17 protein-coding genes are annotated in these 15218 nt (G+C 43.5%); 4 read left to right on the plus strand and 13 right to left on the minus strand.

All coding sequences use genetic code 11. From position 1 onward, the window contains the following. Window positions 1-411: 411 nt before the first annotated feature. Window positions 412-630, minus strand: a complete 219-nt coding sequence (locus tag JKY90_06040) for a 4-oxalocrotonate tautomerase family protein (GenBank protein ID MBL4851824.1) — start codon at window positions 628-630, stop codon at window positions 412-414. Between the two features lie 64 nt (window positions 631-694). Beyond that, window positions 695-1561 carry an SDR family oxidoreductase gene (locus JKY90_06045; GenBank protein ID MBL4851825.1) on the minus strand — a complete coding sequence of 289 codons (867 nt, stop codon included), beginning with the start codon at window positions 1559-1561 and terminating at the stop codon, window positions 695-697. Window positions 1562-1659: 98 nt separating this feature from the next. Between JKY90_06045 and JKY90_06050 the strand changes: the two genes are divergently transcribed. Then, entirely contained in the window at window positions 1660-2553 is an 894-nt protein-coding gene (locus JKY90_06050) for a LysR family transcriptional regulator (GenBank protein MBL4851826.1), read from the plus strand. Window positions 2554-2703: 150 nt separating this feature from the next. Here JKY90_06050 and JKY90_06055 read toward each other — a convergent pair whose 3' ends face one another. From JKY90_06055 to JKY90_06070, 4 genes are all read right to left on the minus strand, one after another. Then, window positions 2704-3675, minus strand: a complete 972-nt coding sequence (locus tag JKY90_06055) for a glutathione S-transferase family protein (protein MBL4851827.1) — start codon at window positions 3673-3675, stop codon at window positions 2704-2706. 40 nt (window positions 3676-3715) lie between these two features. Beyond that, the gene (locus tag JKY90_06060; GenBank protein ID MBL4851828.1) at window positions 3716-4612 is read right to left on the minus strand and encodes a pirin family protein; all 897 of its coding nucleotides are present in this window, start codon (window positions 4610-4612) and stop codon (window positions 3716-3718) included. A gap of 3 nt (window positions 4613-4615) precedes the next feature. After that, window positions 4616-5029: a DoxX family protein gene (locus tag JKY90_06065; protein ID MBL4851829.1), complete on the minus strand. Its 414-nt coding sequence runs from the start codon at window positions 5027-5029 to the stop codon at window positions 4616-4618. Between the two features lie 156 nt (window positions 5030-5185). Continuing rightward, a complete protein-coding gene (locus JKY90_06070) occupies window positions 5186-5848 on the minus strand; it encodes a class I SAM-dependent methyltransferase (protein MBL4851830.1) in 663 nt (220 codons plus the stop codon). A gap of 234 nt (window positions 5849-6082) precedes the next feature. Between JKY90_06070 and JKY90_06075 the strand changes: the two genes are divergently transcribed. After that, window positions 6083-6406, plus strand: a complete 324-nt coding sequence (locus tag JKY90_06075) for a phosphate-starvation-inducible PsiE family protein (protein ID MBL4851831.1) — start codon at window positions 6083-6085, stop codon at window positions 6404-6406. 119 nt (window positions 6407-6525) lie between these two features. On the opposite strand, the gene JKY90_06080 is transcribed toward JKY90_06075, so the two are convergent. Both JKY90_06080 and JKY90_06085 read right to left on the minus strand, forming a co-directional pair. After that, window positions 6526-6909 carry a hypothetical protein gene (locus JKY90_06080; GenBank protein ID MBL4851832.1) on the minus strand — a complete coding sequence of 128 codons (384 nt, stop codon included), beginning with the start codon at window positions 6907-6909 and terminating at the stop codon, window positions 6526-6528. Between the two features lie 276 nt (window positions 6910-7185). After that, window positions 7186-8118 (minus strand): rhodanese-related sulfurtransferase, encoded by a 933-nt coding sequence (locus JKY90_06085; protein ID MBL4851833.1) that lies wholly within the window; start codon window positions 8116-8118, stop codon window positions 7186-7188. Between the two features lie 72 nt (window positions 8119-8190). On the opposite strand from JKY90_06085, the gene JKY90_06090 reads away from it, so the two are divergent. Both JKY90_06090 and JKY90_06095 read left to right on the plus strand, forming a co-directional pair. Continuing rightward, window positions 8191-8784 (plus strand): DNA-3-methyladenine glycosylase I, encoded by a 594-nt coding sequence (locus JKY90_06090; GenBank protein MBL4851834.1) that lies wholly within the window; start codon window positions 8191-8193, stop codon window positions 8782-8784. A 111-nt stretch (window positions 8785-8895) separates the two neighbouring features. Next, entirely contained in the window at window positions 8896-10314 is a 1419-nt protein-coding gene (locus JKY90_06095; protein MBL4851835.1) for a sodium:alanine symporter family protein, read from the plus strand. Between the two features lie 11 nt (window positions 10315-10325). Here the strand turns inward: JKY90_06095 and JKY90_06100 are convergent, their stop codons facing one another. The 5 genes from JKY90_06100 to JKY90_06120 form a co-directional block, all read right to left on the minus strand. Beyond that, window positions 10326-11180: a TraB/GumN family protein gene (locus JKY90_06100; protein ID MBL4851836.1), complete on the minus strand. Its 855-nt coding sequence runs from the start codon at window positions 11178-11180 to the stop codon at window positions 10326-10328. A gap of 54 nt (window positions 11181-11234) precedes the next feature. Further along, window positions 11235-12155, minus strand: a complete 921-nt coding sequence (locus JKY90_06105; protein MBL4851837.1) for a metallophosphoesterase — start codon at window positions 12153-12155, stop codon at window positions 11235-11237. Next, the gene (locus tag JKY90_06110; GenBank protein MBL4851838.1) at window positions 12142-13401 is read right to left on the minus strand and encodes a VanZ family protein; all 1260 of its coding nucleotides are present in this window, start codon (window positions 13399-13401) and stop codon (window positions 12142-12144) included. Before JKY90_06110 ends, JKY90_06105 begins: the two co-directional genes overlap by 14 nt. Window positions 13402-13485: 84 nt before the next feature. Then, window positions 13486-14031 (minus strand): hypothetical protein, encoded by a 546-nt coding sequence (locus JKY90_06115; GenBank protein MBL4851839.1) that lies wholly within the window; start codon window positions 14029-14031, stop codon window positions 13486-13488. Window positions 14032-14223: 192 nt separating this feature from the next. Continuing rightward, window positions 14224-14736: a hypothetical protein gene (locus JKY90_06120; protein ID MBL4851840.1), complete on the minus strand. Its 513-nt coding sequence runs from the start codon at window positions 14734-14736 to the stop codon at window positions 14224-14226. Between the last annotated feature and the right edge of the window lie 482 nt (window positions 14737-15218).

The raw sequence follows: 15218 nt of genomic DNA on the forward strand, positions 1-15218 counted from the left end.
GCAATCGCTAAGGCATTTAGGTCTACGATTAATGAGGTTACATTACGAACCCAAGCATTATTGAAACTGCCATCAACACAACTGAATCAGCGCCAGCTACATCACGAAATGGAAAAATTAGGCGCTAGCTCGACGCAATAAAACCTTTAAATCATAACCTAACGAGTTTATGAATCAATCAGAAAGTGCATAAATTAGGCAAGTGGCGCTACTTAGCTTACGAAAGATCAGTGTTCGATGTGCCCAGGGGTAAGCGTAGGGAACATAGAGATGATAGCAGCCCTACTAAAGATTCTGCTAACTAATCGGCACTGCGAATGCACGAGCCACACCTCTTTGGTTGCCCTTGGCGGTCAGCGAAAGATGCCATTGTAAATTTCTCCGTTCGTGGGTTGGGCCAACAAACAACATTTAATCACTGGCCATGAGTTTCTTGACGTCATTAAGACTGAGCGGGTTACCGCCTACGCCCCAATGACCGTCTTTGACTTCGTTAACGATCACCCAGGTTACTTCGCGTAATTTTTCACTGGTGACTTCGGTGACAACATCCGTGATCTTGTTGATGAGGTCCTTGGATTGTTCCTGACTAAGCTCATTTTCAAAAACATTTATTTGTATGAGAGGCATTGTTTTTCCTCTGTCTGTTGTTAAGAAACAGTACCGAGCCGGCACGCCGACTCGAACTGTGGTATCAAGCTGTTTTCACGGTATCGAGGTTATCAAGGCCGAGTGCTTTTACTGTGGCTGCCTGAACAGGTGCCGTTGCGTCGTTCACGGTGTCTGCACCGAAACTGGTACCGACTACCGTGCGCGCTGAACGCTGTCCTTTAGGAGTGTCGATCAGCCGTACGATTGCTTCGGCAACATCGTGTAGGTTGGGTGAGTCCGCCGATTCGAACATCGACATAAACTGCTTGAACATGGCGGCGGGAATCTCTCCGGTCGCGCCGTACTCCGCGGCGCGCGCAACGTCTGCGGGCTGAGCGGCACTGCTGTACATTTGCGTCGGATACGCGCTTGGCTGCACCAGTGCGACGTCAATGCCAAGTTGAGAGACCTCATAACGTAAGCTGTCGGTCAACGCCTCAACGGCGAACTTGCTCGCTCCATAGATCCCAAAGAAGGGAAAGGTGACACGGCCGAGGATCGAACCGATATTGATAATCAGTCCGTCCTTTTGGCTCCGAAGGGTCGGTAGTACCTTACGAGTGACTCGGTGCAGGCCAATAACGTTGACGTCGAATAATGCGGTGACCTGTTCGGGCGTAAACGCCTCCGTTACACCAGCCGATGCGACTCCGGCGTTGTTGATCAGGACGTCGATGCGACCAGCCTTCGCAACCACAATGTCGACAGCTCGATCGACCGAGTTGGTATCGGTTACATCGAGTTCAACCGTGCTAATGCCTTTAGCTTGCAGCGCCTCAGCATGCTCACTATTTTTATTCAGTGGGTCGCGCATAGAGGCGAACACGTTGTAGCCGTTTTGCGCGAGGGTTTCGGCGGTGTCGCGGCCGAAACCGGTGGATGCGCCGGTGATAAGAATGGTTTTTGACATGAGAATCTCCGTAGAAAATAAAGTGATCAAATCATGATCTATTTCCGTTTGTTGAAAAACAGGTTTTGGGACATAGGATTTGTGCGTATAATTCACGAATGAGCAAGCTGTCGAACACACAACTGTTTGTGCGGGTGGTTGAGGAAGGGAGTTTTTCAGCCGCTGCTCGGTTTCTGGGTCTCACGCCGTCTGCGGTGTCTCGCCAGGTCTCCCAATTGGAGGGCGAGCTCGGAGGTCGTCTGTTTCAGCGGACCACTCGTCGACAAAGTCTCACTGAAGTCGGCGAGATCTACTTTCAGTATGCTCATCGAATTGTTGGGGATCTTGAAGCAGCGCGACTGGCGGTAACCCGGCTCACAGACACACCGTCAGGCACTCTGCACATAACGGTTGAAGCAGATTTTGCCCTCGCGTTTATCGAGCCGATCTTGTCGGAATTTTTGAACGGCTACCCCGAGGTGCAGGTTCGGCTGCACATGAGTGCTGGCTTGCAAGACCTCGTGCACGGAGGGCTCGATCTTGCAATACGCGTCGGCCATCTCGACGATTCCAGCCTAGTCGCGCGCAAGATCGCCATCAGTCAATCACTCGTTTGCGCGAGCCCTGGATATTTAGAGAGGCACGGTACGCCGACGCACCCGAACGATCTATCATCACACAGTTGTCTTTCTTTCCGAACTAAGCCAGGCAAGAATTACTGGGGGTTCGAATCACCGGAAGGCGCGATCGACGTACTCATTTCGGGGCGACTAAATGTGAATGGACTGGTTTTCTTGCGCAATGCTGCGATAGACGGTCTCGGGATCATCAAGATCCCGACCTGGATGATGCGTACCGAACTCAAACAGGGGCATCTCGTACCGATACTTGAGGGTTTCCCCGTGATGCCTCACAGCACACCGATCCATGCCGTTTTCGCGCATAACCGACAGTTAGCACCAAAGGTTCGCGCGTTCGTCGATTTTCTCGCGGAACGGATGGAAATATTTTGAATGTCGGCGTTACCTAATGCGATCGACTGCTATCGCCTACCGGACTAAACCGCTCTCGCGGTAGTTGCAGCGAACATATCGACGCATCGTTATTCGCAGCATGAACGCACCTGTGTTGAACTTGTAGTTACCACAGTGGCACCCTAACTTTTATTTGCGGCTATGAGGTGCTAAAAAATCGATCTCAGGACCTGCCGGTACTATGCGCGTAGGGTTGACAGATTGGTGGCTCCCATAATAGTGGTTTTTAATATGCTCCATATGCACCGTTTCAGCCACGCCTGGGTGCTGATAGAGGTCTCTTAAGTATCCCCAAAGGTTTGGGTAATCGATAATGCGCCGGATATTGCATTTAAAATGATTGTAATAGACGGCATCAAATCGTACTAAAGTTGTAAATAAACGCCAATCGGCTTCGGTTATTGTATCGCCCAATAAATAGCGTCGTTTACCAAGCTTGTCTTCAAGCCAATCAAGTGTTTCGAATAACGGATAAACCGCTTCCTCGTACGCTTGCTGCATTGTAGAAAAACCTACTTTATAGACACCATTATTTAAAGTATCGTAGATACGCGTATTGATAGTGTCTATTTCATCACGTAAGGCGATGGGACAATAATCACCCGGTGTTGCGCCAACATTATCAAAGGCGCTGTTAAACATACGAATGATTTCCGATGATTCATTGGAAACAATGGTATTGGTCTGTTTGTCCCATAATACCGGCACCGTTACTCGACCGCTATAGTGCTTGTCCGCTTGAGTATAGATTTCGTGATAGTAGTGTGCATTGTTTACCGTATCGGCAATCACGCCTTTATCAGCTTCAAAGGTCCAACCATGAGACCCCATAAACCAGTTCACAACAGAAAGCGAAACCATGCCTTCCAGGCCTTTTAGCTTACGAAATATCAGTGTTCGATGTGCCCAGGGGCAAGCGTAGGAAACATATAAATGATAGCGCCCTGCTTCCGCCTGAAACCCTGTTTTTCCAGAAGGCCCTGCTGAGCCATCTTGCGTCACCCAATTTCGAAACTGGGCTTTAGAGCGCATAAATTTCCCTTCGCTCTCTTTGGTGTCATACCATTTATCGTGCCATTGACCATTAACCAATAAACCCATGTTGAACTTAACACTCCTAACTGTACAAATAGTAACAAAACTAAAATTGTCCCGATGAATAGTCTTGAAATGCCTGTTTCAATTCAGCCTCCGTATTCATTACAAACGGGCCACGTCGTGCGACAGGCTCATTAAGTGGTTTTCCCGCCACTAAAATAAAACGCGCACCGGGTGGTTCACTGATAATTTGTACACGATATCCGTCTTGCAGTATGGCCAACTCATCTTTAGCTACTGCAGTGTCTTGTTCGCTGCGTTCACCAAGCACTGTTACGTTACCCTCAAGCACATAAATAAATGCGCTATGAGAACGTGGTATCGGTTCAATAAAACACCCATTACCGTTTAATGACACATCAAAATAAAATGGATCTACGGCACGACCAATTACGGGCCCTTCAGTGCCTTGACTCGTGCGACCCGCAATGACTTTAAGTTGGCAACCACTGTCACGTTGCTCTAACGGAATTGTTTGCGAGGAATATTCATGATACTCAGGCTCTGCCATTTTTTTATGAGAAGGTAAATTGACCCACAATTGAAGGCCAGACATCAATCCTGCCTCCTGTTCTGGCATCTCAGAATGAATAATGCCTTTTGCTGCGCTCATCCATTGCACACCACCGCTTGTAATAACACCTTCATGGCCTGCGCTATCACGATGACGCATCCGCCCTTCTAACATATACGTCACTGTTTCAAAGCCACGATGCGGATGTGGCGGGAAACCAGCGATATAGTCATCCGGTTGATCCGATTCAAAACGATCAAGCAGTAAGAACGGATCCAGCATATCCAATTCTGAACTACCAATTAACCGTGTTAATTTAACCCCTGCGCCATCAGCAGTAGGCACACCACGAACCAGTCGGCGAACCGACCGGTCACAGCGTTGCGTATTATCGCATGTTGCTTTCTGAAAATAATGCTCGCTAATTATTTATATTGCGCCAGTGATTGAATCGCCATGCGCTCGCTGGCGATTATCTACGGATAATATCCCAGCACCATGCGCCACCAAAAACAATAAACCACCCGCAATCGCGATATTCTTCATAAACATGATTGATTGTGTTTGATCGCCAAAATCGGCGTGAAAAAAGAGTGCGGTTAATACAGTAAAACCTGCTAATAAAAAAGCTGCAATGCGCGTTTGCCAGCCAATCAGCACTAAGATCCCTAAACCGAGTTCGGTCGCTATCACTACGGGTAATAATGCCCCCGGAACCCCTTGAGACTCCATGTAACCGACTGTTCCTGCATAACCCGTAATTTTACTAAAGCCAGCCATAATAAAGATCAACGATATCAGTACTCGCCCTATCGGTGCTGTATATTGTGCGATTGCATTCATAACCATTATCTCCGTTGTCAGTATTGATACGTCGAAACTGAGTGTATACCTCTATAATTAAAAAATAAACAGTAAATAACTGTATACATTGCTCCTAAAATTAGATTTTTCCCAGTATAGAGGACATTTCTGACTTATAATCCGAGCATAGAATGTTCAATGCTTTCTCGCTAGTGTAAGACCATCGGCAATTGGTACCAGGCTAATATCAACGCGACTATCTGTAGCGAGCCTTTTATTAAACTGCCGTATTGCCACGGTATCGTCATCTATTTTATCTTGTTCTATCACCGAACCGCCCCAGAGCACATTATCAATTGCGATCAATCCACCTGGACGAATTAATACCAGGCTCTTTTCAAAATAAGCTTGATAATTAATTTTGTCTGCATCAATAAATATAAAATCAAAACTCGCCTCGTTTCCGCTATCAAGTAAAGTGTCTAAAGTCTCTATAGCTGGCGCTAAACACAAATCGATTTTGTGACTAACACCGGCCTTCTCCCAATAGCGACGTGCTACAGATGTCCATTTTTCACTGACATCGCAGGCAATAATTTTTGCATCGTCAGCACAAGCCTGCGCCATAGCAAGACTGCTATACCCAGTAAATGTGCCAATTTCAATAATTTTTTTTGCATTGATCAACTTTATTAGTAAGGCCATAAATTGACCTTGCTCGGGAGAAATTTGCATCCTTGCCATTGGCTCTTTATCAGTTTCCAAACGTAGCGCTTTAAGCTCTCTGGATTCACGTAACGATACTGATAAAATATAATGGTAGAGTTCATCGCTAAGGTTTAGTGTTTGTTTTGACATGGTTTGAAGACACCCCTTTAAAATTGATTAACGTAGCCTAGTTGGATCAATTATTTAGTCTAAAATTGCATAGAGAGACTTTAATCTATCATCAAATTAGTACACTATAGCCGTATAACAGCCTACCCATAACAAGAGAGCTTGCCATATGGCTGCTTGCGTACGCCAAACAGGCAACGCTTTGGTTAAACTGTTTCACTATATTGCTCTGTTTGTGACCGGCGCGACGATTGTTTGGTCAGCCGTTCATTTTTATATCCGCATGATGGCAAGTGGCAGTCAAGGCTTGAAGATATATTTCTGTTGTTTATCTATCTGGAACTGGGCGCCATGATTGGCATTTATTTCCAAACAAAAAAATTTCCCGTTAACTTTCTTGTCTATATCGCAATTACTGCGCTTACTCGTGTACTAACTGTTGATACAAAAACAATGGATAGCGAGCGAATTATTTATATTTGTGCGGGAATATTGTTGCTTGGGCTGGCGAGCCTTGTTATCAGCTATAGTAAAAAATTAAGCGGTACATCAATAACGACAGACAGTGAACTAGGCTAATAATAATATCAGACCTACGAATACAGTTATCTTGACCAGATGTGATCATTACAATCACGCCAGATAAAAGTTTCACGTATACGCTACTGTTACGACAATAATAGCGATTTTCAGGCTAATCAAGCGTCACAAGGGCTTCCATCGATCCACGCACCGTTCATATACACGGTCGGCCGGTATGCCATAATTTTACGCATATACCACATTTGCACCAGATTGCGGGTCATCTCATCTGGGGCGTTACTCGTACGGTAACCCCACTGATCTTGAAGTTCGATTTTAATGGCCAAACCATCATCGTCGGTTTCAATAAAAATTGCCGGGCAATGGGTGGGTTCTTCAAGACTAGCTACCATAACACCTGGTGGCATATCACTGCTGCTAGCGCCGCTTGCGTAAAGGGTAAAAAAGAGTATCAAAAATAGCTTTTTCATGACAGTATCCTCATCCATGATGGTACGTGTTAGAAAACCACATTGCTTTCCTAGCAATATGTCTGCCATTCCTTATTCTTCCAGCCAGAAGACCTGATACAAACTATTTCTATTTTAATTACGCTAGTTAAACCGAGTACTTCAGTGATATTCATCCCGATTTAGGCAAAGGGAATATACTATTTCTCGTTCGCTTAGTGATTATAGCGGCAAATATTTTACTGGCTTAATTTAAAATTCTAATTAATTAAAATAATAGAATTTAATGATTTGCATAACAGTTGCCAACCATAACTACCCTCTATACCGGAGTAAACTCAAACCGATAACGCCACAATTTAAACTTCACCGTTTGTCACCACTAACTATTTTTTTATCACCAATATGCGTTTCACCACGAGCCTTGGCAAGTTCAATCTGACGCTGTCGCTCCTGAAAGCGGGATTTTTGTGCGTCACTTAATGCGTTATAACAATATGGACAAGACACACCTTTGACATAATGAGGTGATTGCATATCTTGCTCTGAAACAGGTCGGCGACAGCCATAGCACTGATCATAACTACCCGCTTCAAGCCCATGATTAACCGTTACGCGATTATCAAAAACAAAACACTCACCCTGCCAAAGACTTTTTTCTTGCGGCACTGTCTCAAGGTATTTAAGAACACCACCTTGCAGATGATAAACTTCATCAAAGCCTTGGCTTAACATATATGCACTTGCCTTTTCACAGCGGATACCACCAGTGCAGTACATAGCAACTTTTTTATATTTCTTGGCGTCGATATTTTGTTTAACGTAATCAGGGAACTGGCGGAAGGTTTCAGTTTTCGGGTCTACGGCATTGGCAAACTTCCCGACAGCCACTTCATAGTCATTACGTGTGTCGATCACGAGCACTTCAGGATCACTAATCACATCATTCCATTGCTCAGGACTCACATAAGTGCCCACTTGTTTGACAGGTGAAACATCCGGCACACCCATGGTCACGATCTCTTTTTTTAATTTCACTTTCATTCGATAGAAAGGCTGATCGTTATTATAAGACTCTTTTAAGCTAATGCCGTCGAAGCGATCATCACGACCAAACCAATCAAGCAAAGAGTCAACCCCATTACGACACCCTGAGACTGTACCGTTAATCCCTTCTGAGGCAAGTAAAATACTGCCCTTTATTCCCTGTGATTGACACAGTTGCAATAATGGCGATTTAAGCTCACGGTAATCATCAAGCGCGGTAAAATGGTAGAAAGCAACGATAACAGTGTTCATAGCTAACCAAGAAAGAGATAATGCCCCATTATAAAACACTTGAACTGGACAAGCAGCCTCTACGGAGAATCGATGGCAACGAATGCAAATAAAAAACGCTGTGCTTGGGCAGAAGGTAAACCACCCTATTACATTGACTACCATGACAAAGAATGGGGTAAGCCGGTAAAACACGAGGCGGATCATTTCGAGCTATTGTGCTTAGAAGGCGCGCAAGCGGGTTTGAGCTGGGACACCGTGCTGCAAAAGCGTGAACGTTATCGTGAGGTATTCCACCACTTCGATGTTGAGCGCTGCGTGAACTTGACCGATGCCTATCTCGAAAAGCTATTAAAAGACCCCGGTATTATTCGTAATCGTTTAAAGGTCTATTCTGTTCGCAGCAATGCTGTCGCATTTCAATCGATTCAAGCTGAATTCGGTTCATTTAACCGCTATATTTGGCAGATGGTGGATGACACGCCCATCATAAATCACTGGCGCGATATCACGCAGGTACCTGCAACCAGTGAAATCAGTGACCAGCTCTCGAAACAACTGAAAAAATACGGCTTCAAGTTTGTCGGCAGCACCATACTCTATGCCTACTTGCAAGCAACAGGTCTTGTTGTCGATCATACTACCGATTGTCATTGGCACCCAGATAACCCGCACTATGCTGACTAGCCTGCTGTTAACTGGGCAACTCACTCAAAGGTGCGTCAAGATCAATTGTGCAGGAAAGTACTACATAATGTGTGCTAGGGTGCGACAAACAATAATACCCACCCATAGGCTATGGACTCTATAAAAGTACTACTCGATCCACTAGAAAGCTTTTTTGCTACGCTAAGTGATTATATTTGGGCAGGCATCCCCTTAGGCGATGGCGGCCTAGTCATCCCTGTACTAATTACTTTGTTGCTCGGTGTCGGTGTCTACCTTATGTTTGGTTTACGCTTTATGCCGTGGCGTAAATTACCTTATGGTATTAGCTTATTAATACGTGGTGCAAAAACCACTGCACCAGGGGACGTCACTCCGTTCCAAGCCTTAATGACTACCCTTTCAGCAACAGTGGGTACCGGCAATATTGTTGGTGTCGCCACAGCCATTGCGCTTGGCGGCCCAGGTGCTATTTTCTGGATGTGGATTACCGCTTTATTTGGTATGGCCACTAAATACTCTGAAGTCTTGCTTGCCGTTCATTTCCGTGAATTGGGAGCCAATGGTAAACACGTGGGCGGCCCTATGTATTACATCAAAAATGGCTTGCACAAACGCTGGCATTGGTTGGCCATTGCCTATGCAAGCTTTGGCGCTATCGCCGGTCTTGGTATCGGCAATATGGTGCAAGCCAACTCAGTTGCCGATGCTATGGAGTCATCATTTAACCTGCCAGCGTGGCTGACTGGACTCGTGTTGGCTGCCTTGGTTGGGTTTGTCATTATAGGTGGTATCAAACGTATTGCTGCCGTTGCGGCAAAATTAGTGCCTTTTATGGCTATCGCCTATATCGTCTGCTGTGTCATTGTTATTACTAACCATTGGCAAAATATTCCCCAGGTATTCGTACTCATTATTGATTCTGCCTTTAACGGTGCGGCGGCGACAGGAGGGTTTGCTGGTGCGGCAGTGTGGGCTGCCATTCGTTTTGGTGTGGCACGTGGTATTTTTTCCAACGAAGCCGGTTTAGGTAGCGGTTCTATCGCACATGCCGCCGCAAAAACCAATAGTCCTGTTAAGCAAGGTTTTATTGGCATACTCGGCACGTTTATCGATACATTATTGATATGTACTATGACAGCCTTTGTCATTTTACTGACGGGCGTTTGGACATCGGGTGAGAATGGTCATGCCTTGTCTAACTTGGCATTCAACAGCGTGTTAGGTGATATTGGTAGCAATATTATCGCCATCGGGTTGATCATATTTGCTTTTACGACATTGCTTGGCTGGAGTTATTACGGTGAACGTTGTGCTGAGTATTTATTTGGCCAAAAAATAATTTTTGCTTATCGCCTACTTTGGGTAGTTATGATCCCACTCGGCGCTATTGGCAGCTTAAAAATTGTTTGGGTATTTTCTGATGTAATGAATGGCTTAATGGCCATACCAAATTTAATTGCTCTAATGATATTGAGTCCTATTGTATTTAAAATTACCCGCCAATATTTTTCTAATGAGAATCTTCCTAAGAAAGGAGTAAAAGAGTAATTAAAAACGCATTACTTTAATACTTTCTTCACTTTATAATTTTTCTTTCTGAGCAAGTTTAATAAACCATTTTTTCCGCCAAGATGCAATGCACCGACAATCACAAAATAAGTTGCGTCACTGACCATATAACTTTTTATCTTTTTAGCCATAGAAATATTTCGCGTATCCAATAACGCTTCCCATTGTTTTTTAAAGCCTGGGTATTTTTTCGCATCAATTTCCATTGCCTGATATAAGCCTTGCGCATCACCTTGTTGCCATAGCGTACGCATAGTCACCATCATCTCGCTCATATCAGCAAGGTTATCAAGTGTAACAACAAGATCTATTTCTTGTTGTTTTTCACTGGCGCCACTTAATATTTTCATCTGGCCATCTAAGGTCTCAAGTTCGAGAACGGGTTTGTTTTTAGCGCGATTGAGAAAATGCTGATCAATACCCAATGACGTGTCATAACCTAATCGCGATAATTCAGCCACTGTTATAGTAAGATTAACTAACCACGGTTTCATACCCTGAATAAAGGTTTCGGACATCTGTCGCGCTTGAATATAGGTTTTTAACTTCTGCCATGAATCATTGGATAAATGCTGATCAATACGGCTGCCATCGGTATACATACCGTATTTTTGTATTGCGCTGAATTGCGCTTGCGCATCAACTTTATTGATATCAATCTCAACCACAAGATAGTTGGCTTCATCAAAGGCTGTATATAAAGGTGCTGGCAAGGGATACATATCTATCGTCGCTGCGTGCAGTGAGCCTAGTAAGTAGACCGTGGCATTGGCTGATGTTACACGCCAGAGAAAAGGCTTTTCTTTGGCGGCTAAAGCCAAACCACTTGTTAGTAAAAGTAACACGAGGCACGAACATGTTAATACACGATTCAAGTAAGACTGCATTCACCTTCTCCACTAAGCACTTATATCCCAGCCATAATCAACATACTGCCAATCAATTTTATTGTCATTGAGATCAATGATATAAAACCCTTCTTCCGTACCCATTCTCGACCCCTTCCACCAACGACCACAAATCGCGCCACCCGTAATAAAAGTGGTATTACGCCAACGAATCACTTCAGCAACATGCAAATGACCTTGTAAAACAAGCAATAAATTGTGTTGCGCGAATAACTCCAATATCGCAACATTATCAACCATAACGCGGTTTGCTGGTGAGCCTTCGATGTTACCCTCAGTTGCTGAAAATAAATTGCTTAATAAGGGCATATGTAGTGTGACAACAATGGGTGTAGAACGAGCGGTGCGTGACAGGTCTTGTTGCAACCAGGCTAATTGCTCGCTGTCTAAACGGCCTTCATAGTCCTTTTTATCGGCAGTTATAGTCATGCTATCAAGCACAATAAAATGGTAACCAAGCTGATCGAAAGAATACCAGGTTTGTGATAAACCCATACGTTGTCGATAGTCATTTCTCGGATCGCTATTGGCTGGGCTACCGTCTTTAGGTTGCACACCAACCAAGTCATGATTACCGATAGCAGGATAAACCGGAGCATGTAGCGCACGATGCATGCTCATATAAATATCCCAATGGGCAGTCATAGACTGGCTGGTGCCATTAAAACCGCCATCGATGTAATCACCACCACCCATAATTAAATCTGCTTGTGAATGATTAATTACATCAGCCGCTATCAGCACCGCATCAGCAGCACGTCGTTGGGACATGGCATGAACGTCAGTATAAAAAACTAAACGTAGACCGTTCTTTTTTGGTTTAACAGGGAGTTTTGCGCAACTAGCCAGATAGCTTGTCGCTACTAGCGCAGTACTACTTTGCAACCATCTACGACGATTATAGTGAGCCATAATTAAATCTAGTCTTGAGTTTGACTCTCAATACTAATAAACCCAATAGAGTAACAATCAATAAGCTTAATAGCTGTTTTTTGCTTAATACCGTGATGAGGCTCTGGCTAACAGGACTCTCATAATAGCTAGCACTATTGATGCTATTTTTCATTAACAGGCTGTCTTTTTGGTTTAATGTAAAGGATGATTTTTTCAAGGTACTAGGGAAATATTTTTCTACTATTTTGTTTTCAAAATAGGCGATTTTCAACCGTCGTTGCTGTTCAACGGAGGAATAACGTTTTGTTTGTTTCCCCGTCTTGAGATAGTAGTCACGCCGATTCAAATGTACGCGCAGCTCGTGCAAAAAAGAATTAGTCATAGGTGAATAGCGGGTGATAAATTCCTTATAGTCATCGAGAAAAGGGGCCGCATCCAGTTTTTGTGCAGCATCTACCGCATACTTTCTATCATGTTGTTTTAACTCATTTGGACTAAAGCGGGAACGAAATAAGCCTATTTCTTCGTCTTTATAACGATAACCATATTCAGACATAATATGACCATTATGGGATAAAAAAGATAAGGGACTTATTTTTTTGCTATACCAGTTTATGGTATCAGGCGTATTAGCAAAGCTGAATATCAGTAGTGATAAACAGAATATTGCAAGCCATAAAACCAATTGAACACTATGGCTATTGATCGGGCGATTAATCACTTTAGGCTGTATGCCTTTCGCTATAGCAACGCAAACTACGATCGCAGCCATAATATTAATGCCAATGTCGTCTAATCCCCAAACACGATTTGGCATAAGCCACTGTAACGTCTCATCAATTATTCCCACCGATGCTGCTGCAAGCACTATAGCAATATAGATTAGCGTATTAGGGTGGCGCCATGACAAAGCATGAAACAGAAAAATCGCTAATACACCATACTGAATAAAATGTATGGCTTCAACCGGATTGCTCCACAAGCTAAGTGTATACGCGACAAGAAATGCGGCACACAATAGTATCCAAATAATATTCTTTGGTTTTAATTTAATTGTTGTGTGTTTTATTCGAACGAATAGCAACAGTGTTGAAATAACGATAATGGTAATAACAATATAACCAAAAGCGTGATCTCCAAAAGCGCTACGAATGTAGCCTTGTAATGTTCGTGCTAAAGGGATAGTCAAAAATAAAATGACGATCCATAAGGCCACAACCAACCAGCAACGAAACTCAGTAGCAATGATTTTTTTACGGGACATGCTATATCTCACCCATGAACGCTAAAACTACTACGTGCCCTTGGGGTACAACGTACCTTTAAGGTGAAACATACTCTTAGCGTATTAAAATCGCATTGGCACGATCAATATATCCTGATAATAATTACGTTGCTGTTCTGCACTGTCTCCGCCATTAAATACGACTGCACCAGAGCTGTAGGTTGTACCATAAGTCGCGGCTAAGTTAACAGATTGCGCCACACCAGAGAAAAACAGGTCGTCCGACAAATTGCCTAATGGATGAACAAAAGCCGCCCACAAGGTATCGTTGGCTATTGCATAACGTGCGTCCAAAGCAGAATCAAAATTTGCTTGCATTAATCTTTGCAACATTTCAGGTTCGACTTCAGCAGCCGGCAGTATAGGAACCATTGCACGCATACGACCTGCTCGCTCGTCAGTAATCACATAGATTTCGAATTCATCTAAATTAATTAACCAAAACCCTGGTTTACCCTGGGCATCACCATCTAATTTTTCGATCAACGTAGCAATACGCTCATTGGTCATCGTAGATGAAATATCTGGACTATTCGGTGTATTCTCGTCGGCGCTAAGCAGAGGTGATATCACGACCAGGGCGAACAATGCATAAATAAGTGTTCTCATCACTATTTCCTCTACTCAAATTAAACGATAAATATACTCATAATACTCTGTCAATACATACTAAGCCGTCAATATACAGCGTACATAACGCCCTCATCAGCCGCTGACGAAAGTGGCGCGACTTTTTGCGTTTTTTGCAAAAATCGCGACACTTTTGGCAGTCGGTTGGATGAGTTTGTTATATTGCGCTTTCTACGAACACCCAATTGCACAGCTTCCATCACTCTTTAGCCAAACACCTATTCTGTAACCAGAAAACGTATTATGACTCATTATCATTCCACCAATTTGTAAAGCCTCTCCGCTACTTTTTATAACTTCAGGAATTGGCGCATCATGGTATTTAACGAAAGAACCGGTTGGCGTATATAACTCAGCAGTTGTTCGGAAAGAATCCCCTGATTCATGGAATATTTCAAACAATGTCTGCCCATTCATTTTACAAACAGTCATGTTTTGGGGGTATTCCATTTCTAACCCTGCCTTTTTTCCATCTTCTGTCGCAAAAATACGAGTACCGTTAACCTTAGCTAAGTAAGTGCCATCAGGGTGGTAAATTGGGATTTCAGTTGTAAAACCCAATGTCTGCTCTTTAACAACAGAAATTAAAGGAGTGTCGTCATATTGCAAGATTATTGGAACGTTTATAAATTTGTTTGTAGCAAATGTGACTGTTGGTGGGGTTTGATAAATCAGCTTATTCATAACTTCCATTTCCTTTCAGTGAACCATTATTTTTTAAAGCAATATAACGCTTTACATAAGGGGCGCGTGCTTTTTGCGCGTCCCAGTGAGCAATAGCGAACGATCTTGATGTTCTTGTTATGTTTTTTTGCATTACTTCGCCAAGCCTCGGCTGAAAATATTGGTTTGGCTTTTGCTGCTCCTAACCTTTTCAATTCAGCTTCATTAGAAATGCCAATGCCGTGCAGTCGAGTAGACACAGTTTTACCAATATTTATTAATTCACACATAGGTTTGCTAACCATGGCTTAATGCTAGATGAAACATAACGATAAAAATAAAAGGCAAATGAAAGCGTGTGCGAAGCACCGCTTTTATTTGTCCTTTTGATTGCTTTGTTATGTGAAACTTTAGTTTTACATTTCATTGTGGGTTTCACCTTTAACTTTGTTTTGCTCTTTTTGGGTTTATAGGGTCTTAATTTCACATGTTTAGCTTACCAC

It is taken from the genome of Gammaproteobacteria bacterium, from assembly GCA_016765075.1.
Taxonomy (GTDB): Bacteria; Pseudomonadota; Gammaproteobacteria.